This window comes from Pseudomonas sp. FG43 (genome assembly GCF_057809175.1).
Genome location: NZ_JBMDJL010000024.1, coordinates 1 through 20,800 on the forward strand (window position 1 = coordinate 1; position 20,800 = coordinate 20,800).

Below are 20,800 nucleotides of genomic sequence, written 5' to 3' on the forward strand. Positions count from 1 at the left end.
GGTCACCAGCACCTGAAGCTGGCGTGTCTACCAATTTCACCATCTGGGCAGCATCAGCAGCGTTGCACGCCGTTGATGGGGCGCACTATACGGAGAGCGTTTCGATCTGTAAACCCCTGTTTTGGTTTTAATAATCAAAACCCTGAAATGCAAAAACCCGCTTTCGCGGGTTTTTGTGGGAGTCTGAAGATTGCTGTAATCTGCAGCTCTGAATTGGTGCCCAGAAGAAGACTCGAACTTCCACGACCTTGCGGTCACCAGCACCTGAAGCTGGCGTGTCTACCAATTTCACCATCTGGGCAGCATCTAGAGGCGTTTGCCTGTCGATGGCGCGCACTATACGGAGCGTCTTTTGAGCTGTAAACCCCTGTTGCCAAAAATAATTGGAAAATTTCGCAAGCGGTGTCCAGTACGGTTCTGCGCGCTATCCAGAGGTTTTTTTAGTGGGCAGCGTGAGTCTGAAATTTCCCGTTTCAATAGGTGTATGCCAAACTAACCCACATATAGACAAGGTGAAAACTCTCTAATGGCCGATTGGCAGTCCCTCGATCCCGAGGCCGCTCGTGAAGCGGAAAAATACGAAAACCCTATTCCCAGCCGTGAGCTGATTCTGCAGCACCTTGCCGAGCGCGGTTCGCCGGCCAGTCGCGAGCAACTGGTCGAAGAGTTCGGCCTGTCCACAGAGGATCAATTCGAGGCCTTGCGTCGTCGTCTGCGGGCAATGGAGCGTGACGCTCAATTGATCTACACCCGTCGTGGAACCTACGCACCGGTGGACAAGCTGGACCTGATCCTGGGTCGTATCACCGGGCACCGTGACGGTTTCGGTTTCCTGGTCCCTGACGATGGCTCCGACGATCTGTTCATGAGCCCGGCGCAAATGCGTCTGGTGTTCGACGGTGATCGTGCTCTGGCACGTGTTTCGGGGCTTGACCGCCGCGGTCGCCGTGAAGGCGTCATTGTCGAAGTCATCTCCCGTGCCCATGAAACCATCGTGGGTCGCTACTTCGAAGAAAGTGGCATCGGCTTCGTCATTCCGGACAACCCGAAGATCCAGCAGGAAGTGCTGGTGACGCCTGGGCGCAACAACAACGCGAAGATTGGCCAGTTCGTCGAGGTGAAAATCACCCACTGGCCGACGCCGCGCTTCCAGCCGCAGGGCGATGTGGTTGAAGTGGTGGGCAATTACATGGCGCCCGGCATGGAAATCGATGTCGCGCTGCGCACCTACGACATTCCTCATGTCTGGCCTGAGGCCGTGCTAAAGGAAGCGGCGAAGCTCAAGCCGGAAGTCGAAGAAAAGGACAAGGAAAACCGCGTCGATCTGCGTCACCTGCCATTCGTGACCATCGACGGCGAAGATGCTCGTGACTTCGACGATGCCGTTTACTGTGAAGCCAAGCCTGGCAAGCTGCGCCTGTTCTCGGGTGGCTGGAAGCTCTACGTGGCGATTGCCGACGTATCGAGCTACGTGAAGATCGGCTCGGCGCTGGATGCCGAATCCCAGGTGCGCGGCAACTCGGTGTATTTCCCCGAGCGCGTGGTGCCGATGTTGCCTGAGCAGCTTTCCAACGGCTTGTGCTCGCTGAACCCGCTTGTTGATCGTCTGGCCATGGTCTGCGAGATGACCATCTCCAAGACCGGCGAGATGACCGACTACGTGTTCTACGAGGCGGTGATCCACTCCCATGCGCGCCTGACCTACAACAAGGTCAGCACGATACTGGAGCAGCCGAAAACGAGCGATGCCAAGGCCCTGCGTGGCGAATACGCCGACGTGGTTCCGCATCTCAAGCAGCTTTACGCCTTGTACAAGGTGTTGCTGGGCGCGCGTCATGTGCGTGGTGCAATCGATTTCGAGACTCAGGAAACCCGGATCATTTTCGGCTCCGAGCGCAAGATCGCCGAAATTCGTCCGACCACTCGCAACGATGCCCACAAGCTGATCGAAGAGTGCATGCTGGCTGCGAACGTGGCCACGGCCGAGTTCCTGAAAAAACACGAAATACCTGCGCTCTATCGTGTTCACGATGGTCCGCCGCCAGAGCGTCTGGAAAAGCTGCGCGCTTTCCTGGGCGAGCTGGGCCTGTCGCTGCACAAGGGCAAGGAAGGGCCTACGCCGAAGGATTACCAGGCGTTGCTCGAAACCGTGCGTGATCGCCCGGATTACCACCTGATCCAGACCGTGATGCTGCGTTCGTTGAGTCAGGCGGTCTACAGCTCTGACAACAACGGTCACTTCGGTCTGAATTATGAAGCGTATACACACTTCACTTCGCCGATTCGTCGCTATCCCGACCTGCTCACGCACCGCGCTATCCGCAGCGTGATCCGCTCGAAACAGGATACGCCGCACGTCCGTCGTGCAGGTGCTGCCACGATTCCGAAGGCGCGCATCTATCCTTACGACGAAGCCACGCTGGAGCAGTTGGGCGAGCAGTGCTCGATGAGCGAGCGCCGTGCCGACGAGGCCACGCGCGACGTGGTCAACTGGCTCAAGTGCGAGTTCATGAAGGATCGCGTAGGCGAGTCGTTCCCGGGTGTGATTACCGCTGTGACCGGCTTTGGCCTGTTCGTCGAGTTGACCGATATCTACGTCGAAGGTCTGGTACACGTTACGGCCTTGCCGGACGATTACTACCATTTCGATCCTGTGCATCACCGCCTTGCGGGTGAGCGTAGCGGTCGCAGCTTCCGCTTGGGCGATACGGTCGAAGTGCGTGTCATGCGCGTCGATCTGGATGAGCGCAAGATCGACTTCGAGATGTCCGAGAAGACTGCCAGTGCGCCTGTCGGTCGCAAGCGTCGCGGTCAGGAAACGGCACCGGCACCTGCTGCCGAGAAGGACAAGTCCGTTTCGGCCAAGCCGTCCGGGCGTCGTGGTTCTTCGGCCAAGGAAGCGGTATCCGAAGCCTATCGTCCCAGTGATGCCGCAGCGAAAAACGCTGAAGTGCGCAAAAGTCGGGAAATGAAAAAGGCTCTTCTGGAGCAGGCAAAGACCGGTGGCAAGGCCTCGTCGGGTAAATCCGACAAGCCTGGAACTGCTGCGTCGAAACCCAGTAAACATCGTAAGGGCCCGTCCAAGTCGGGTTCTGCTCCAGCCGCGAAAAGTGGCGGGGCGCGTAAACCCAAGGCCAAGTCATGAGTCAGTTGGAAAAAATCTACGGCGTGCATGCCGTAGAAGCGTTGCTGCGTCACCATCCAAAGCGGGTCAAGCATATCTGGCTGGCTGAAGGCCGGAATGATCCGCGTGTGCAGGTTCTTGTCGAGCTGGCTGGTCAGAACCGCGTCACCATCGGGCAGGCCGAGCGTCGTGAAATGGACGCCTGGGTCGAGGGTGTGCATCAGGGTGTGGTTGCCGATGTCAGTCCGAGTCAGGTCTGGGGCGAGGCAATGCTCGATGAGCTTCTGGATCGTACCGAAGGTGCGCCGCTGATTCTGGTGCTGGACGGTGTTACCGATCCGCATAACCTCGGCGCGTGCCTGCGCACCGCCGATGCGGCTGGCGCGCTGGCGGTGATTGTGCCCAAGGACAAGTCGGCGACCCTGACGCCTGCGGTGCGTAAAGTGGCGTGCGGCGCGGCGGAAGTCATTCCGCTGGTTGCCGTGACCAACCTGGCTCGCAGCCTGGAAAAACTACAGCAGCGCGGCCTGTGGGTTGTCGGTACTGCTGGCGAAGCCGAGCAGGAGCTGTATCAGCAGGACCTCACCGGTCCGACCATCCTGATCATGGGTGCCGAAGGCAAGGGCATGCGCCGCCTGACCCGCGAACACTGCGATTATCTGGTGCGCCTGCCGATGGCCGGTAGCGTCAGCAGCCTGAACGTTTCAGTCGCGACCGGCGTCTGTCTGTTCGAAGCGATGCGTCAACGCAGCGTCAAAGCGGCCGCCGCACGGAAGTAGGCGTTAGCTGCAAGCTGTCGGAGTGCGGCTTGCAGCTTATGGCTTGCCGCTTGAAGCTGCTTCTTTCCCTTGCAGCTTCTTTCCCCCTTCTCTACAATTGCGCCCCTTGCTGTCACGGCAGGCGCTTTCGTGTCTGTCCCTGAGCAAGACTAACAGTGTCATTCACTCCTTGTCTGACCGCTTTGGCGGCAGGCTACAACCCGTAAGGAGCATTCATGCGTCATTACGAAATTATCTTTTTGGTCCACCCGGATCAAAGCGAGCAAGTCGGCGGCATGGTTGAGCGTTACACCAAGCTGATCGAAGAAGACGGCGGCAAAATCCACCGTCTGGAAGATTGGGGTCGTCGTCAACTGGCCTACGCAATCAACAATGTTCACAAGGCTCACTACGTGATGCTGAACGTTGAGTGCACTGGCAAGGCCCTGGCCGAGCTGGAAGACAACTTCCGTTACAACGATGCTGTGATCCGTAACCTGGTCATCCGTCGCGACGAAGCCGTAACTGGCCAGTCCGAGATGCTCAAGGCTGAAGAGAACCGCAGTGAGCGCCGTGAGCGTCGTGACCGTCCTGAGCACTCCGACAGCGCCGATGGCGATGACGGTGACAACAGCGACGTTAGCGATAACGCTGACGAGTAATCCACGGACCTTTTGAGGAGCCTATTACATGGCACGTTTCTTCCGTCGTCGTAAATTCTGCCGCTTCACCGCTGAAGACGTGAAAGAGATCGATTACAAAGATCTCAACACTCTGAAAGCTTACGTATCCGAGACCGGCAAAATCGTTCCAAGCCGTATCACCGGTACCAAAGCACGTTATCAGCGTCAGCTGGCCACCGCTATCAAGCGCGCCCGCTTCCTGGCCCTGCTGGCCTACACCGACAGCCACGGCCGCTGAGACCGGGCAGTCGACAAAGTAGTAAGGGATCGAATGTATGCGTGCCTTAGCTGAATTCATCATGCGGGGACGTGTGCAGGCCACGCTGGTTGTGGCCGGATCTGCGGCATTGCCGCTGTTGTTCTGGTTGAGTGCCGCTGCGGCTAGCCTTGTGCTGCTGCGGCGCGGTTCGGACGCCATTGGCGTCGTCGGTGTGGGAGTGCTGTCAGCATTGGTTTGCTGGTACTTCCAGAAAGATCCCACTGCCCTTCTGGTGCTGCTGGGGTCTTGTGGCCTGTCGCTGGTTTTGCGCGCAGGTCATTCCTGGAATCGCGTGCTGCTGGTCAGCGTGGCAGTCGGAGTGTTGTGTGCAGTGAGTCTCGGGACGTTATTCAGTCCCATGGTCGATAGTCTGGCGCGTGAGTTCGAGAGAGTTCTGCCCCAGGCTTTCGGTGAGGTCTACGAGAAGCTCTCGACAGACCAGCGAGCGTCCCTCGCTTCACTGACTACACCCCTCGTTATCGGTTCGATGGCGGTGATGTTTCAGATTTTCAGTGTGTTGTGCCTGATTCTTGGGCGCTATTGGCAAGCGTTGTTGTACAACCCGGGTGGTTTTGGTCGTGAGTTTCGTCAGATCAGAATCCCCAGGGGACTGGCGTTGTCGCTGTTGGTAGTCATGTTTGTAGGGCCGTCCTTCGGCACACAAATGCTGATTCTGTTGCCGTTATGCAGCGTACCGCTGGTCTTCGCCGGGCTGGCCCTGATTCACGGGCTGGTGGCGCAAAAAAGACTGGCCGGTTTCTGGCTGGTGGGGTTGTACGTCACGCTGATGCCATTCATGCAGCTGATAGGTCCGTTGCTCGTGGTTACGGCCATTGTCGACAGCCTGATTGATTTTCGCGGTCGTCTGGGGTCGAAGGACTCTGATAACGCGAACGGTGAAGGTTAAAAGTTAAGAGGATTTTCACATGCAACTGATCCTTCTGGAAAAAGTCGCGAACCTGGGCAACCTGGGCGACAAAGTAAACGTTAAGGCTGGCTACGGTCGTAACTACCTGCTGCCATACGGCAAAGCAACCGCTGCAACCGCTGCCAACCTGGCTGCGTTTGAAGAGCGTCGTGCAGAGCTGGAAAAACTGGCTGCCGAGAAGAAGGCTTCTGCCGAAACTCGCGCTGCCCAACTGGCTGAGCTGGAAGTGACTATCACTGCCACCGCTGGTGACGAAGGCAAGCTGTTCGGTTCGATCGGTACTCACGACATCGCTGATGCACTGACCGCCTCTGGCGTTGAAGTTGCAAAAAGCGAAGTTCGTCTGCCGAACGGCACTATCCGTAACGTCGGTGAATACGATGTTGCCGTGCACCTGCACAGCGACGTTGAAGCAACCGTTCGCGTTGTCGTGGTAGCAGCTTAAGCAGTACGCAATCGTCTGGCGGCTAGTCCGTTAGAGGGTTAACATCGGGCACGATCCTGTTTTACAGGTCGTGCCTTTTGTCTTTCTGCTAGCCCCTATTCTGTAAATCTCGAATTCAAGTGGCCATGAACGATATTTCCGCCCCCGAGCAATACGATCTGCAAACCGCTGCCCTCAAGGTGCCTCCGCATTCCATCGAGGCCGAACAGGCTGTACTCGGTGGCTTGATGCTGGACAACAACGCCTGGGAGCGTGTGCTCGATCAAGTTTCCGATGGCGATTTCTATCGGCATGACCACCGCCTGATCTTTCGCGCCATTGCCCGGCTGGCTGATCAGAACAGCCCGATTGACGTGGTCACCCTGTCTGAGCAACTGGACAAGGAAGGCCAGACATCCCAGGTCGGTGGTCTGGCATATCTCAGTGAGCTGGCGAAAAACACGCCATCGGTCGCCAACATCAAGGCTTATGCCCAGATCGTTCGTCAGCGGGCGACCTTGCGCCAGTTGATCGGCATCAGCAACGAGATTGCCGACAGTGCGTTCAACCCCGAAGGCCGTACCGCCGAGGAGATTCTCGACGAGGCCGAGCGGCAGATCTTCCAGATCGCCGAGGCGCGTCCGAAGACGGGTGGGCCGGTGGGGGTCAATGACCTGCTGACCAAGGCCATCGACCGTATCGACACGCTGTTCAACAGCGATAACGCGATTACCGGCCTGTCTACGGGCTATACCGATCTGGACGACAAGACCAGCGGCCTGCAACCGGCCGACCTGATCATCGTTGCGGGTCGTCCGTCCATGGGTAAGACCACCTTCGCCATGAACCTGGTGGAAAATGCGGTTTTGCGCAGCGACAAGGTCGTACTGGTCTACTCGCTGGAGATGCCAGGCGAATCGCTGATCATGCGTATGCTTTCCTCGCTGGGGCGTATCGATCAGACCAAGGTGCGTGCCGGCCAGCTGGACGACGATGACTGGCCGCGCCTGACGTCGGCTGTGAACCTGCTCAATGACCGCAAGCTGTTCATCGACGATACGGCAGGTATCAGCCCGTCCGAGATGCGTGCCCGTACTCGCCGTGTTGCACGCGAGCACGGCGAGATTGCGATGATCATGATCGACTACTTGCAGTTGATGCAGATTCCGGGCTCGGCCGGTGACAACCGGACCAACGAGATTTCCGAGATTTCCCGCTCGTTGAAAGCTCTGGCCAAGGAATTCAACTGCCCGGTCATCGCGCTCTCGCAGCTCAACCGCTCTCTGGAGCAGCGTCCCAACAAGCGCCCGATCAACTCCGACTTGCGTGAATCCGGAGCGATCGAGCAGGACGCCGACGTCATCATGTTCGTTTACCGTGACGAGGTTTACCACCCGGAAACCGAACACAAGGGTATCGCCGAGATCATTATCGGCAAGCAGCGTAACGGCCCTATCGGTACGTCCCGTCTGGCGTTCATCGGCAAGTACACCCGCTTCGAGAACCTGGCGCCGGGCAGTTACAACTTCGATGACGAGTAGGTGCGAATTCATTCGCGAATGAATTCACCCAAACCTGTACTTTGTGCATGATTAATCCGACCACTATCGTCGGATTTGATCATTTTTTGTGCTATATTCCGCGCCCGCGATTTTTCCAACGTGCAAACGTAGGTCCTGACATGCAAGCAGCCAAGCCGTTATTTGACTATCCCAAGTACTGGGCCGAATGTTTCGGACCAGCTCCTTTCCTGCCGATGAGCCGGGAAGAAATGGATCAGCTTGGCTGGGATTCCTGCGACGTCATCATCGTCACCGGCGATGCGTATGTGGATCACCCGTCTTTTGGCATGGCGATCATTGGCCGCCTGCTCGAATCGCAGGGTTTTCGCGTCGGGATCATCGCGCAGCCTGACTGGCAGTCCAAAGACGACTTCATGAAGCTCGGCGAGCCGAACCTGTTCTTCGGTGTCGCTGCTGGCAACATGGACTCGATGATCAACCGCTACACCGCGGATAAGAAGATCCGTTCCGACGATGCCTATACACCGGGCGGTATGGCCGGCAAGCGTCCTGACCGTGCGAGTCTGGTCTACAGCCAGCGCTGCAAGGAAGCCTACAAGCATGTTCCGATCGTGCTGGGCGGTATCGAGGCCTCGCTGCGCCGCATCGCGCATTACGATTACTGGCAGGACAAGGTCCGCAACTCGATCCTGATCGACGCCAGCGCCGACATCCTGCTCTACGGCAATGCCGAGCGTGCGATTGTCGAGGTCGCTCAGCGTCTGTCCTACGGCCACAAGATCGAAGACATCACCGATGTTCGCGGCACGGCTTTCATTCGCCGTGATACTCCGGCGGGCTGGTACGAAGTCGACTCCACGCGCATCGACCGTCCGGGCAAGATCGACAAGATCATCAACCCGTACGTGAACACTCAAGACACCCAGGCCTGCGCCATCGAACAGGAAAAAGGCCCGGTAGAAGATCCGAACGAAGCCAAGGTCGTGCAGATCCTGGCAAGCCCGCGCATGACCCGTGACAAGACGGTCATTCGCCTGCCTTCGGTCGAAAAAGTCCGCAACGACGCAGTGCTCTACGCCCACGCCAACCGCGTCCTGCACCTGGAAACCAACCCCGGCAACGCCCGTGCGCTGGTGCAGAAACATGGTGATGTGGATGTCTGGTTCAACCCGCCGCCCATTCCGATGACTACCGAAGAAATGGACTACGTGTTCGGCATGCCTTACGCGCGTGTTCCGCACCCGGCGTACGGCAAGGAGAAAATTCCGGCCTACGACATGATCCGTTTTTCGGTCAACATCATGCGGGGCTGTTTCGGTGGCTGTACTTTCTGCTCGATCACCGAGCACGAAGGGCGGATCATCCAGAACCGCTCCGAAGATTCGATCATTCGTGAAATCGAAGAAATTCGCGACAAGGTTCCAGGTTTTACCGGCGTTATTTCCGATATGGGCGGCCCGACCGCGAACATGTATCGCATTGCCTGCAAAAGCCCGGAAATCGAGTCGGCCTGCCGCAAGCCGTCCTGCGTCTTCCCCGGTATCTGTCCTAACCTGAACACCGACCATTCGGCGCTGATCCAGCTGTATCGCAGTGCCCGTGCCTTACCGGGTGTGAAGAAGATCCTCATCGCTTCCGGCCTGCGTTACGACCTCGCGGTCGAGTCGCCGGAGTACGTCAAGGAGCTGGTGACCCACCACGTAGGTGGTTACCTGAAGATCGCCCCGGAACACACCGAGGAAGGTCCGCTCAACCAGATGATGAAACCGGGCATCGGCAGCTATGAAAAATTCAAGCGCATGTTCGAGAAGTACTCAAAGGAAGCAGGCAAGGAGCAGTACCTGATCCCTTACTTCATCGCCGCCCACCCGGGCACCACCGATGAAGACATGATGAACCTGGCGTTGTGGCTCAAGAGCAATGGTTTCCGTGCCGATCAGGTGCAGGCGTTCTATCCGTCGCCAATGGCTTCGGCGACTGCCATGTATCACTCGGGCAAGAACCCGCTGCGCAAGGTCACGTACAAGAGCGATGGTGTGACCATCGTCAAGAGCGAGGCCCAGCGTCGTCTGCACAAGGCATTCCTGCGCTATCACGATCCCAAGGGCTGGCCGATGCTGCGCGAAGCCCTGGAACGCATGGGCCGTGCCGACCTGATCGGCCCTGGCAAGCATCAGTTGATCCCGCTGCATCAACCGGCGACCGACAGCTACCAGAGCGCCCGTCGCAAGAACTCGACGCCTGCTGGCAGTCACAAGGTCGGCAAGGCTGCCAAGACCAACCTGATCCAGACCCAGCACACTGGCCTGCCGCCACGTGGCAGTGATGGCAGCAAGCCTTGGGACAAGCGTGAGGAAGCCAAGGCTGCCGCGCTGGCCCGCAACAAGCAGGCCGCCAAGGAGCGTATGGAAGCGGCCAAGGGCGGGAAGGGCAAGAAGCCAGCCCGCAAGCCAGTGGTTCCCCGCTAACGGCTCATCCCTCTCCCTTGTAGGAGCGAATTCATTCGCGAAAGGCTTCGCGAATAAATTCGCTCCTACGCAGTTGTACCCCTACCGCCTCATTTCCGTGCGACCCTTGCACCGCTAATCTGAATTGGCGCGATTTTGGTGCTGTGCTTAGCTGATCCAGTCACTTCAATATCGCTGGCGCTGGCTTTGCCCCGCATGGCATAAGTCTTGCGCGGTTCAATTACCGTCCAGGCCGCAGGAGGCACGCCGTGTCGATTCATATTGCCTTGCACCATGTCACGCATTACCGCTACGAACGTGCGGTTGAACTGGGTCCCCAGATTGTTCGCCTGCGTCCGGCCGCTCATAGCCGAACCCGCGTGTTGTCGTACTCCCTGAAAGTATTGCCCGAAAACCATTTCATCAACTGGCAGCAGGACCCGCAGGGCAATTACCTGGCGCGTCTGGTATTCCCCGAGAAAACCAAAGAGCTGCGGGTTGAAGTCGATCTGGTTGCCGAGATGGCCGTGTTCAATCCTTTCGACTTTTTTCTTGAGCCCTACGCGGAAAAGATTCCGTTTTCTTATGCCAGCGAAGAACAGCGCGAACTGGCGCCGTATCTGGAAAAACTGCCGCTCACACCGCGATTTACGGCTTATCTGGAAAGCATCAGCCGTGAACCTGTGCCGGCCATCGACTTTCTGGTGGGGCTCAACCAGCGTCTGAGCCAGGACATCGATTACCTGATCCGTATGGAGCCTGGGGTTCAGACGCCTGAGTTCACTCTGGAAAACGCTTCCGGCTCCTGCCGCGATTCGGCTTGGTTGCTGGTGCAGTTGCTGCGCCACCTGGGCATGGCGGCGCGTTTTGTGTCGGGGTATCTGATTCAGCTCAAGGCCGATGTCGAGGCGCTGGACGGGCCGTCCGGTACGGATGTGGATTTCACTGACCTGCACGCCTGGTGTGAGGTCTATCTGCCGGGCGCTGGCTGGGTCGGGCTGGATGCGACGTCCGGGCTGTTTGCCGGGGAAGGCCATATTCCTCTGGCCTGTAGCCCGGAGCCGTCTTCTGCTGCGCCGATCAGTGGGCTTGTCGAGCCTTGTGAAACCGATTTCAGCCATGAAATGTCCGTGGAACGGATCTGGGAGGCGCCTCGCGTCACCAAGCCCTATACCGAAGAGCAGTGGCAGGAGATTCAGGCCCTAGGCCATCAGATCGACGCTGATCTGGTCCGCGATGACGTGCGCCTGACCATGGGCGGTGAGCCCACGTTCGTTTCCATCGATGATCGTGATGGCAGTGAGTGGAACACCGCCGCCCTCGGGCCGAACAAGCGGGCGCTGTCGGCCGAATTGTTTCAGCGCATGCGCGGGCATTACTCCCCCAAGGGCATCGTTCATTTCGGGCAGGGCAAGTGGTACCCCGGCGAGCAACTGCCGCGCTGGTCGCTCAACAGTTTCTGGCGCAAGGACGGCAAGCCGGTCTGGAACAACGATGCGTTGATTGCCGATGAAACCCGGGATTACGGCGCGACCGGTGAGCTGGCTGGACGTTTTTTGAGCAGCGTTGCCGAGCGCCTGAAACTGCCGACCCGCTTCGTCTTCCCGGCTTACGAAGACAATCTCTATTACCTCTGGCGCGAAGGCGCTTTGCCTGTGAACGTCACGGCTGAGGATTCCCGGCTGAGCGACGAGCTTGAGCGGGCACGACTGCGCAAGGTGTTCGAGCAAGGTCTGGATAAAGTCATAGGCCAGGTGCTGCCCCTGGCGCGCACGGCTGCGGGTGATCGCTGGCAGAGCGGGCGCTGGTATCTGCGCGGTACCCACTGCCGTCTGGTGCCGGGTGATTCTGCGCTCGGCTATCGACTGCCTCTGGCTTCGCAGCCATGGGTCAAGGCGGCGGAATATCCGTTCATTCATCCGACCGATCACAACCAGGATTTCCCCGAGCTGCCTGAGCGCGAAGAACTGCACTCCGACGACCCGGTCGACACCGATCGGCCGCAACCGGTCATTGATCAGTCCGCCGACTGGCTGACTCGTACGGCCTTGTGTGCCGAGGCGCGTGGTGGGCGCTTGTATCTGTTCATGCCGCCACTGCAGAAGCTGGAGGAATATCTTGAGTTGGTTGCGGTGATCGAGGCCACTGCCGAAGAACTGCAATGCCCGGTCCTGCTGGAGGGCTATGAGCCGCCGAGCGACCCGCGCCTGAGCAACTTCCGGATTACGCCTGATCCGGGCGTGATTGAAGTCAACGTGCAGCCTTCTTCTTCCTGGGATCAACTGGTGGAGCGCACCGAGTTCTTATACGAGCAGGCGCGCCTGACGCGCCTGACCACCGAGAAGTTCATGATCGATGGTCGCCATACCGGCACGGGCGGTGGTAACCACTTCGTTCTCGGTGGTGCGACTCCGGCGGACTCGCCATTCCTGCGTCGCCCCGATCTGCTGCGCAGCCTGATCAGCTATTGGCACAACCATCCGTCGCTGTCGTATCTGTTTTCCGGCCTGTTCGTCGGCCCGACGTCTCAGGCGCCGCGGATTGACGAGGCGCGCAACGATTCGCTCTATGAAATGGAAGTCGCCTTCGCACAAATGCCCAAGCCGGGCGAGGAGGTTGCTCCGTGGTTGATCGACCGCCTGTTGCGCAACCTGCTGATCGATGTGACCGGCAACACCCATCGCGCTGAATTCTGTATCGACAAGCTGTATTCGCCGGATGGTGCGACAGGGCGTCTCGGGTTGCTGGAACTGCGAGCCTTTGAAATGCCACCCCATGCGCGTATGAGCCTTGCCCAGCAATTGCTGTTGCGTGCGCTGGTTGCCCGTTTCTGGCGCGAGCCCTATGCACCCGCGAAGCTGGCGCGTTGGGGGACAGAGCTGCACGACCGTTTCATGCTGCCGTATTTCATCGAGCAGGACTTCGCGGACGTCATTGCCGAGCTCAATGACGCCGGTTATCCAGTGCGGGCCGAATGGTTTGCCGCGCATCTGGAATTCCGTTTCCCGAAAGTGGGCGATTACGCGGTCAACGGCATTGAGCTGGAGCTGCGTCAGGCGCTGGAGCCCTGGCATGTGCTGGGCGAAGAAGGTTCGGGCGGCGGTGCCGTGCGTTATGTGGACTCTTCTCTGGAGCGCCTGCAGGTGCGGATCAATGGTTTGCCGCCTCAGCGCTACATGCTGACCTGCAACGGCATTGCCGTGCCTTTGCAGCCCACCGGTCGTGTGGGGGAGTTCGTCGCAGGCGTGCGTTATCGAGCCTGGCAGCCTGCCAATTGCCTGCAACCGACCATCGGCGTTCATGCGCCTCTGGTCTTCGACCTGGTGGACACCTGGATGCAGCGCTCGCTGGGCGGCTGCGAGTATCATGTCGCCCATCCGGGCGGCCGCAACTATGAAACATTGCCGGTCAACGCCAACGAAGCGGAAAGCCGGCGCCTCTCACGGTTCTTCCGTGTGGGGCATACCGCAGGCAAATTGGAGATTCCATCGCTCAACATTAGCGATGAATTGCCGATGACGCTGGATATGCGCCTGCATTAATAAAAACGGCTCAGTCAGTTGGATGCACACGGACGTGTCCACATCGGTGTGACATCTGACTGCGCTAACCTGAAGCCCTTATGCTGTTTGCCGAGCCTTCCATGCCTGACCTGCTTGACCGTTACCCGCTTTCCGAGGGGACCTATCACGAGATGCTCGATGCCAGTGGGGCCGTTCGGCCGCACTGGCAACGCCTGTACGAATACATGCAGCGCAGCACCTCTGCACAGATGATCCAGCGTCAGGCCTTGTTGACCCGGCAGATCCAGGAAAACGGCGTGACCTATAACGTCTATGCCGACCCCAAAGGAGCTGACCGCCCGTGGGAGCTGGATCTGCTGCCGCACATCATCCCGGCGGACGAATGGCAGCATGTCTCTGCCGGTATCGCCCAGCGCGCTCGCCTGCTCAATGCCGTACTCGCGGACCTGTATGGTCCGCAGACCTTGATTGCCAATGGCTTGCTGCCTGCCGAACTGGTGTTCGGGCATAACAACTTTTTGTGGCCATGCCAGGGCGTCAAACCGCCTGAAGATATTTTCCTGCACATGTACGCCGTCGATCTGGCGCGTACGCCGGACGGGCGCTGGTGGGTGACTGCTGACCGGACCCAGGCGCCTTCGGGGGCCGGTTATGCTCTGGAGAACCGGCAGATCGTCGCTCGGGCGCTGCCGGAGGCTTACCGGGACCTGCAAGTCAGGCACTTGTCGGGGTTCTTTGGTGCCTTGCAACAGACTCTGGCCCGTCAGGCACCCACCAGCAACGAAGCGCCGCTGGTGGTGCTCCTGACGCCAGGTCGCTTCAATGAAAGCTATTTCGAGCATTTGTATCTGGCTCGCCAACTGGGTTATCCACTGGTCGAGGGCAGCGACCTGACCGTGCGTGATGCCACGGTCTATCTGAAGACCCTCAGCGGCCTGCGCCGGGTTCACGCGATCATGCGTCGCCTGGACGATGACTTCTGCGATCCGCTGGAGTTGCGCACAGATTCCGCGCTCGGTGTGCCTGGTCTGCTGGAAGCGGTACGCCAGGGCAATGTGCTGGTGGCCAATGCGTTGGGCAGCGGGGTTCTGGAATCACCGGGCTTGCTGGGCTTCTTGCCTAAAATCAGTCAGTACCTGTTTGGCGAGGACCTGATCCTGCCATCGGTGGCTACATGGTGGTGCGGTGAGCCTCCGGTGCTGGCTCAGGCGCTGGAGAAACTTCCGGAACTGTTGATCAAGCCTGCGTTCCCCTCGCAACGATTCGCTCCGGTCTTCGGTCGCGATCTGAACGAAGAGCAGCGTCAGGCACTGGCTGCACGCATGCAGGCCCGGCCTTACGCTTATGTCGCACAGGAACTGGCGCAACTGTCCCATGCGCCGGTCCTGCAATCCGATGGTCAGGGCCTGCAACCGCGTGCCATTGGCATGCGGGTGTATGCGGTGGCGGGGATGGATGGTTATCGCGTGCTGCCGGGTGGTTTGACCCGCGTTGCCGCCGAGGCCGATGCGGATGTGATTGCCATGCAGCGCGGTGGCGCGAGCAAGGACACCTGGGTGTTGGGCGAGCACTATTCTCATCTGGGAGAGCCGTGGAAGGGGCAGCGACCGCTGGGTGTCTATGACCTGATTCGTCGCGACCCGTATCTGCCGTCGCGAGTTGTGGAAAACCTGTTCTGGTTCGGTCGTTATTGCGAGCGCTGCGATGACAGCGCCCGTTTATTGCGGATCATGCTGACACGCTATATCGACGGCGATGATCCATTGGCCTTGCAGGCCTCCGTCGAGCTTGCCGAAAGCCTGAACCTGTTGCCTGAAGCCGAGGAGGACGAAGAGTTGCCTGAGCGGCTGCTCACGGCCTTGCTGGGGGATGACTGGGTGTTCAGCCTGCGCTCCAACCTGCAACGCATGCAGTGGGCCGCGTCCCAGGTGCGGGGCAAGCTTTCCCGTGAAAACTGGCAGGCGCTGGTGGAGTTGCAGCGCGAAGCCGCGAGCCTGGAAACCAAGGAGCCGGATTTCGGTGAGCTTCTGGATTTCCTCAATCGTCTGGTGATGTCTCTGGCTGCCTTGTCCGGGTTTGCGCTGGATGACATGACCCGTGACGAAGGCTGGAGCTTCCTGATGATCGGGCGACGCATCGAGCGTCTGAAGTTTCTCAGTTCCAGCCTGGCCGCTTTCCTGCGTGCGGCGGCGGTTTCCGATCACTCGGGGCTGGACTGGTTGCTGGAGCTGGGTAACAGCAGCATTACCTACCGTTCACGTTACATGGCCGTGCCGCATCTGATTCCTGTGCTGGACCTGTTGCTGCTCGACGAGCAGAACCCTCATGCCGTGCTGTTCCAGCTGAAACAGGTGGAGCGTTCGTTACGGCGCTTGAATGACGATTTCGGTGCGCCGTGCGACAGAAGCCTCGCAGTCCTGATTCAGCGTCTGTCCAACTTCGATCTTGGCAGCCTGGAAAATCCATTGTTTGGTGAAAGCAGCCTCAAGGCTGTGCTGGAAGGGCTGGCTGATCTGCTGCAAAACATTGGCGATACCAGCGGGCAGGTTTCCGACCGCCTTGCTCTGCGCCACTTCGCCCATGTCGATGATGTCAGCCAACGTACGGTATCCGTTTGATGAGTGCCCATTACCAGATTCTCCACGACACCCATTACAAGTACGACAGCCCGGTTTCCCTGGCGCAGCAGCTGGCGCATCTGTGGCCGCGCAGCAGCCCTTGGCAGCGTTGCACCGAGCAGCATCTGGAGATTCTGCCGACGCCCACGACGCGCCGCGATGAGCTGGATGTCTTCGGCAATCCATTGACCCGTCTGGCTTTCGAGCGCCCCCATGACGAATTGCAGGTCAATGCCCGGTTGCGGGTGGAAGTGCTGGAGCGGCCACAACTGGACTTCAATCTTTCACCTGAGTGGGAAGTGACGCGCAGTGCTCTGACCTACAGCGCACAATCGATGACTGCCGATATTCTTGACGCCTGTCGGTATCGTTTCGAGTCGCCCTATGTGCATCTCAAGCGTTCGTTTGCCGAGTTCTCGCAGGAGTGCTTTGCGCCGGGGCGCCCGTTGCTGTTGTGCGTGCAGGCCTTGATGGAGAAGATCTTCGAGGAGTTCACCTTCGATGGCGAAGCCACGCAAGTGGCGACACCGCTGGTGGAGGTGCTGGAAAGGCGTCGCGGGGTTTGTCAGGACTTTGCCCATCTGATGCTGGCGTGCCTGCGTTCTCGCGGTCTGGCGGCACGTTATGTCAGCGGTTACCTGCTGACCCAGCCGCCGCCCGGCCAGCCACGGCTTATCGGGGCTGACGCTTCCCATGCCTGGGTTTCAGTGTTTTGCCCGGCATCGGGCTGGGTCGATTTCGATCCGACCAACAACATTCAACCGGCGCTGGAGCACATCAGCCTGGCATGGGGGCGTGATTTCTCCGATGTCTCTCCTTTGCGCGGCGTGATTCTGGGCGGCGGCAGTCATGATCCCGAAGTACGGGTGACGGTGATGCCCCTCGGCGAATAGCTCATTCGAGCGTGATCATTAATTCCTCAAGCCCATGAATCGTTCATTAAGCGGCGCACTCGATTATCGGGCAGTGCGCCGCGCCTGATCGCAGGCATCGTGTGGGCAACTGGCGCTGGCGCCGCAGGCATAAGCAGCAAGCAAACTGCGAAACAGACTATTGAGCTGCATGATGAACACTCCGTGGGTAACAATGTGCCGATGGTAGAGTGGCCTGCGCTGACTGGCTGTTTGATTGTTTCGATGATGGCGATAGTCGGCATCATTCTGCACCGTTGATCGATAAGCCTTCCTTGAGAGTCACGTTGACGCAGGTCATTGGAACCTGGCCCTGAATGGGGCAGTCTCTCATCACATTAATGAAGCACCCTGCCTTGGAGATTCATATGATCCGCAAGCTTGTAGCTATCTCTCTGTTGACGTTGGCCAGTGGTCAGTTGTTGGCTGCCGAATGCTCCACCACCGTCGATTCGACCGATCAGATGATGTTCAACACCAAAGCCATCGAGATCGACAAGAGCTGCAAGACGTTCACCGTCAACCTCACTCACTCCGGCAGTCTGCCGAAGAACGTGATGGGCCATAACTGGGTATTGAGCAAAACGGCTGATTCGCAGGCTATCGCCACTGATGGCCTGAGCGTTGGTATCGACAAGGGATACCTGAAGGAAGGCGACCCTCGTGTGATCGCTCACACCAAGTTGATTGGTGCCGGGGAAACCGATTCTGTGACCTTTGATGTGTCGAAGCTGGATCCGGCTGGCCAGTACCAGTTCTTCTGCACCTTCCCGGGCCACATCAGCATGATGAAAGGCACGGTTACGCTGAAGTAAGTTGATGCTTTCGCGAATGAATTCCCCGTAGGAGCGAATTCATTCGCGAAGTGCAGGTGCCCATATCGTCAGTTCCACCGCCTTCCCGGATAAATCCGGTCCTACTTAAGGCGCGTAAGGCAATTCACGCTTGTGCTGGGTCTTGGCATAGGTGTCGCAAATGATCCTGAACGCTTCTTCGCGTACCGGCTGGCCATGCAGGAAGGCGTCGATTTCTGCATAGGTCACGCCATGGGACGCTTCGTCCGGTTTACCGGGAACCAGGTCTTCCAGATCCGCTGTCGGTACTTTCTCGACCAATGATTCCGGCGCGCCGAAATGGCGGGCGATGGCGCGCACCTGATTCTTTACCAGGCCGCTGAGAGGAGCCAGGTCGCAGGCACCGTCACCGAACTTGGTGAAGAAGCCCATGACTGCTTCTGCCGCATGATCGGTCCCCACTACCAGCCCTTGATAAGCACCGGCGATGGTGTATTGCGCCACCATGCGGATGCGCGCCTTGGTGTTGCCGAGCACGAAGTCCACAGTGCTGGCCGCCTTGCCGTCGAAGGCTTTTACTTCAGCGGCCAGAGCCTTGACGCTTTCGCCGATATTCACGGTATGACGTTCGTCTGGCTCGATGAAGTCCACCGACGCCTGGGCTTCGTGTTCGTCGTGTTGCACCACATACGGCAGGCGTACGGCGACGAAGCGATAGCCGTCGTCGCCTGTGCTGCTGCGCAGTTCCTTTACAGCGCGCTGACACAGCAGGCCTGCGGTCAGTGAGTCGACGCCGCCGCTGATCCCCAGTACCAGCGTCTTGAGCCGTGCATTGAGCAGGCACTCCTTGATGAAGTCCACGCGACGGGCCACTTCGGCCTGCAGAGCGTTGTGGTCGGCGAAGGGCGGTTGGACATTGAGCTGTTCAGCAATCTGCAGTTGTACGGCGTGCATGAGTCACTCCTTGTAAGTGGGGACAATTCAAACGGGTTTTTCAGGGGCAGTCAAAGCGGGCACCTTGAACACGTGTCGCAGGTACGAGACGAAGTTCGGGTCCTTGCATTGCGCCTTGCCTGGCTCATCGGAAATCTTTGCCACGGGTTGCCCGGCGCATGCGGTCATTTTCAGCACCATGTTCATCGGCGCTATGCCTGGAATATCGGCTGTCAGGTTAGTGCCGATGCCAAAGCTGACATTGATGCGGCCACGCAAGGCCCGAAAGATTTCCAGCGCCTTGGGCAGGCTCAGGCCGTCGGAGAAGACCAGGGTCTTGCTCGTTGGATCAATGCCCAGCCTCTGATAGTGCGTGATGCATTTTTCAGCCCACTTCACCGGATCTCCCGAGTCATGGCGCAAGCCATCGAACAGCTTGGCGAAATACAGATCGAAGTCGCTCAGGAAGGCATCGGTGGTGATGCAGTCGGTCAGGGCGATACCCAGTAGCCCGCGATACTCTCGAACCCAGCAGTCCAGCGCTGCGATCTGGCTGTCGATCAGGCGCGGGCCGAGTTGCTGGTGCGCCATGATCCATTCGTGAGCCATGGTGCCCAGCGGCTTCAGATCAAGCTCGCGGGCCAGATGCACATTACTGGTACCGACAAACTGGCCGGGGAAGTCACGCTTGAGCACTTGCAGGATCGCTTCCTGTACGCCGTAGGAAAAGCGACGGCGGGTGCCGAAGTCGGCGACTTTCAGCTCTGCCAGCTCGTCCGGGCTGGCGTTGCTGGTCAGCCACTCGAACTTGTCGTAGAGACGTTCCCGAGCCTGGCTGAGCATGATGTCCGGGTAACGATGGCGGTTACGAACTTCGCTGACGATGGCCAGCAAGGGGACTTCAAACAGGATTACATGCAGCCACGGACCGTTCAGGCGAATGCACAGCTCATCGTTTTCGATGCTGGTTTTCACATAGCGGGTATTGAAGCGGAACAGCCCCAGGAACCTGAGAAAGTCCGGTTTCAGAAAGGTGATGCGCTCCAGGAATGCCAGGTGCTCGTTGCTCAGCGACAACTCGCAAAGCAACTCGATCTGATGCCTGATCTCGGCCAGATAGGGCCGCAGGTCTTCGCCGTTACGGCAGCGGAACTCCCATTCCACATCGGTGTTGGGATAGTTATGCAGAACCGCCTGCATCATGGTGAGCTTGTAAAAATCGGTATCGAGCAGATTTTGCACGATGCGATTCGAGAAGGCGCTCCCACTCATTGATTCGGGTCTCCAGAGCAGCCGATAACGTTTGGCTCGCGAACTTCGTGTTCTGAGTGCTCGCGGCCTGCCGGGTTCGCATTGTCACCCTTAACTTGCCGGATGATCCAACGGTTCCCGCATTCAATGCAGAAAATCCTTGGGGCGGCGTGTTTCAGGCATCAGGAATAAATGGAATGACGTTTGGCCGAATGGTCGTTTGATCGCTGGTCCCAAGCCGGTTATTAGTAGATGCCCGTTCATCTGTTACGTCCGTTTGAACCTGCACCAGTAACAGACCCGTGGATGCGCATCGCCAGACCGGCATTGCACAGGCCGGGCCTTGCGGGCTGAGTTTGCTCATCATCGACAGCGTTTTCCTGTGCTTCCACTAACCTCAAATGGTGCGTCTCGTAGCGCATGCGCACCGGGGGTGTGCACTTCGGTGACGTGCCCGGTTACAGCCGGGTTGCACGTTGGGGAGTGTGTCGGTTGCTGTTTCTGATTTTTAAGGTTGCGCCTGTTTTGTGTCTGGTTGCACCTTTCGCGCGGTAGACGGTTGCACGGCCTTTTTGCAAGGGCTGGCGACTGGTGGTGCGCCTCCCTGAGCATCACGTGTTCCC

14 protein-coding genes and 1 tRNA gene are annotated in these 20,800 nt (G+C 58.6%); 12 read left to right on the forward strand and 3 right to left on the reverse strand.

Going from position 1 to position 20,800, the window contains the following annotated elements; genetic code table 11:
* Positions 1-214 precede the first annotated feature (214 nt).
* Positions 215-301, reverse strand: a tRNA-Leu gene (locus tag ACODS3_RS22910).
* A gap of 225 nt (positions 302-526) precedes the next feature.
* Here ACODS3_RS22910 and rnr point away from each other — a divergent pair.
* From rnr to azu, 12 genes are all read left to right on the forward strand, one after another.
* The gene (rnr, locus tag ACODS3_RS22915; RefSeq protein ID WP_489036406.1) at positions 527-3,145 is read left to right on the forward strand and encodes a ribonuclease R; all 2,619 of its coding nucleotides are present in this window, start codon (positions 527-529) and stop codon (positions 3,143-3,145) included.
* Positions 3,142-3,903, forward strand: coding sequence for a 23S rRNA (guanosine(2251)-2'-O)-methyltransferase RlmB (gene rlmB / locus ACODS3_RS22920; RefSeq protein WP_025258304.1), 762 nt, complete (start codon positions 3,142-3,144; stop codon positions 3,901-3,903). The genes rnr and rlmB overlap by 4 nt, the downstream gene beginning before the upstream one ends.
* Positions 3,904-4,118: 215 nt before the next feature.
* A complete protein-coding gene (gene rpsF, locus ACODS3_RS22925; protein ID WP_002551828.1) occupies positions 4,119-4,544 on the forward strand; it encodes a 30S ribosomal protein S6 in 426 nt (141 codons plus the stop codon).
* Positions 4,545-4,572: 28 nt separating this feature from the next.
* Positions 4,573-4,803 (forward strand): 30S ribosomal protein S18, encoded by a 231-nt coding sequence (gene rpsR / locus ACODS3_RS22930; protein WP_002551829.1) that lies wholly within the window; start codon positions 4,573-4,575, stop codon positions 4,801-4,803.
* Between the two features lie 37 nt (positions 4,804-4,840).
* A complete protein-coding gene (locus ACODS3_RS22935; protein ID WP_201018186.1) occupies positions 4,841-5,731 on the forward strand; it encodes a YybS family protein in 891 nt (296 codons plus the stop codon).
* Between the two features lie 19 nt (positions 5,732-5,750).
* A complete protein-coding gene (gene rplI, locus ACODS3_RS22940) occupies positions 5,751-6,197 on the forward strand; it encodes a 50S ribosomal protein L9 (protein ID WP_025258306.1) in 447 nt (148 codons plus the stop codon).
* Positions 6,198-6,322: 125 nt separating this feature from the next.
* Positions 6,323-7,717 carry a replicative DNA helicase gene (gene dnaB, locus ACODS3_RS22945; RefSeq protein ID WP_201001776.1) on the forward strand — a complete coding sequence of 465 codons (1,395 nt, stop codon included), beginning with the start codon at positions 6,323-6,325 and terminating at the stop codon, positions 7,715-7,717.
* A gap of 140 nt (positions 7,718-7,857) precedes the next feature.
* Positions 7,858-10,167: a YgiQ family radical SAM protein gene (locus tag ACODS3_RS22950; RefSeq protein WP_489036431.1), complete on the forward strand. Its 2,310-nt coding sequence runs from the start codon at positions 7,858-7,860 to the stop codon at positions 10,165-10,167.
* A gap of 248 nt (positions 10,168-10,415) precedes the next feature.
* On the forward strand, positions 10,416-13,688 hold the full coding sequence (locus ACODS3_RS22955; RefSeq protein WP_489036433.1) for a transglutaminase family protein: 3,273 nt from the start codon (positions 10,416-10,418) through the stop codon (positions 13,686-13,688).
* Between the two features lie 101 nt (positions 13,689-13,789).
* Complete coding sequence (locus tag ACODS3_RS22960) at positions 13,790-16,288, forward strand: circularly permuted type 2 ATP-grasp protein (protein WP_489036435.1); 2,499 nt, start codon at positions 13,790-13,792, stop codon at positions 16,286-16,288.
* Positions 16,288-17,181, forward strand: coding sequence for a transglutaminase family protein (locus ACODS3_RS22965; RefSeq protein ID WP_201001780.1), 894 nt, complete (start codon positions 16,288-16,290; stop codon positions 17,179-17,181). Before ACODS3_RS22960 ends, ACODS3_RS22965 begins: the two co-directional genes overlap by 1 nt.
* A 386-nt stretch (positions 17,182-17,567) precedes the next feature.
* Positions 17,568-18,014, forward strand: coding sequence for an azurin (gene azu / locus ACODS3_RS22970; protein ID WP_201001781.1), 447 nt, complete (start codon positions 17,568-17,570; stop codon positions 18,012-18,014).
* 105 nt (positions 18,015-18,119) lie between these two features.
* On the opposite strand, the gene nadE is transcribed toward azu, so the two are convergent.
* Positions 18,120-18,947, reverse strand: coding sequence for an NAD(+) synthase (gene nadE, locus ACODS3_RS22975; RefSeq protein ID WP_489036437.1), 828 nt, complete (start codon positions 18,945-18,947; stop codon positions 18,120-18,122).
* Between the two features lie 27 nt (positions 18,948-18,974).
* Entirely contained in the window at positions 18,975-20,198 is a 1,224-nt protein-coding gene (gene pncB / locus ACODS3_RS22980; protein ID WP_201001783.1) for a nicotinate phosphoribosyltransferase, read from the reverse strand.
* Positions 20,199-20,800 lie beyond the last annotated feature (602 nt).

Excerpts from the sequence above, each read along its gene's own strand:
- rlmB (WP_025258304.1), top strand. The coding sequence starts at position 3,142 with ATGAGTCAGTTGGAAAAAATCTACGGCGTGCATGCCGTAGAAGCGTTG.
- ACODS3_RS22935 (WP_201018186.1), top strand. The coding sequence starts at position 4,841 with ATGCGTGCCTTAGCTGAATTCATCATGCGGGGACGTGTGCAGGCCACG.
- rnr (WP_489036406.1), top strand. The coding sequence starts at position 527 with ATGGCCGATTGGCAGTCCCTCGATCCCGAGGCCGCTCGTGAAGCGGAA.
- ACODS3_RS22960 (WP_489036435.1), top strand. The coding sequence starts at position 13,790 with ATGCCTGACCTGCTTGACCGTTACCCGCTTTCCGAGGGGACCTATCAC.
- rplI (WP_025258306.1), top strand. The coding sequence starts at position 5,751 with ATGCAACTGATCCTTCTGGAAAAAGTCGCGAACCTGGGCAACCTGGGC.
- nadE (WP_489036437.1), bottom strand. The coding sequence starts at position 18,947 with ATGCACGCCGTACAACTGCAGATTGCTGAACAGCTCAATGTCCAACCG.
- ACODS3_RS22950 (WP_489036431.1), top strand. The coding sequence starts at position 7,858 with ATGCAAGCAGCCAAGCCGTTATTTGACTATCCCAAGTACTGGGCCGAA.
- pncB (WP_201001783.1), bottom strand. The coding sequence starts at position 20,198 with ATGAGTGGGAGCGCCTTCTCGAATCGCATCGTGCAAAATCTGCTCGAT.
- rpsF (WP_002551828.1), top strand. The coding sequence starts at position 4,119 with ATGCGTCATTACGAAATTATCTTTTTGGTCCACCCGGATCAAAGCGAG.
- rpsR (WP_002551829.1), top strand. The coding sequence starts at position 4,573 with ATGGCACGTTTCTTCCGTCGTCGTAAATTCTGCCGCTTCACCGCTGAA.
- dnaB (WP_201001776.1), top strand. The coding sequence starts at position 6,323 with ATGAACGATATTTCCGCCCCCGAGCAATACGATCTGCAAACCGCTGCC.
- ACODS3_RS22965 (WP_201001780.1), top strand. The coding sequence starts at position 16,288 with ATGAGTGCCCATTACCAGATTCTCCACGACACCCATTACAAGTACGAC.
- azu (WP_201001781.1), top strand. The coding sequence starts at position 17,568 with ATGATCCGCAAGCTTGTAGCTATCTCTCTGTTGACGTTGGCCAGTGGT.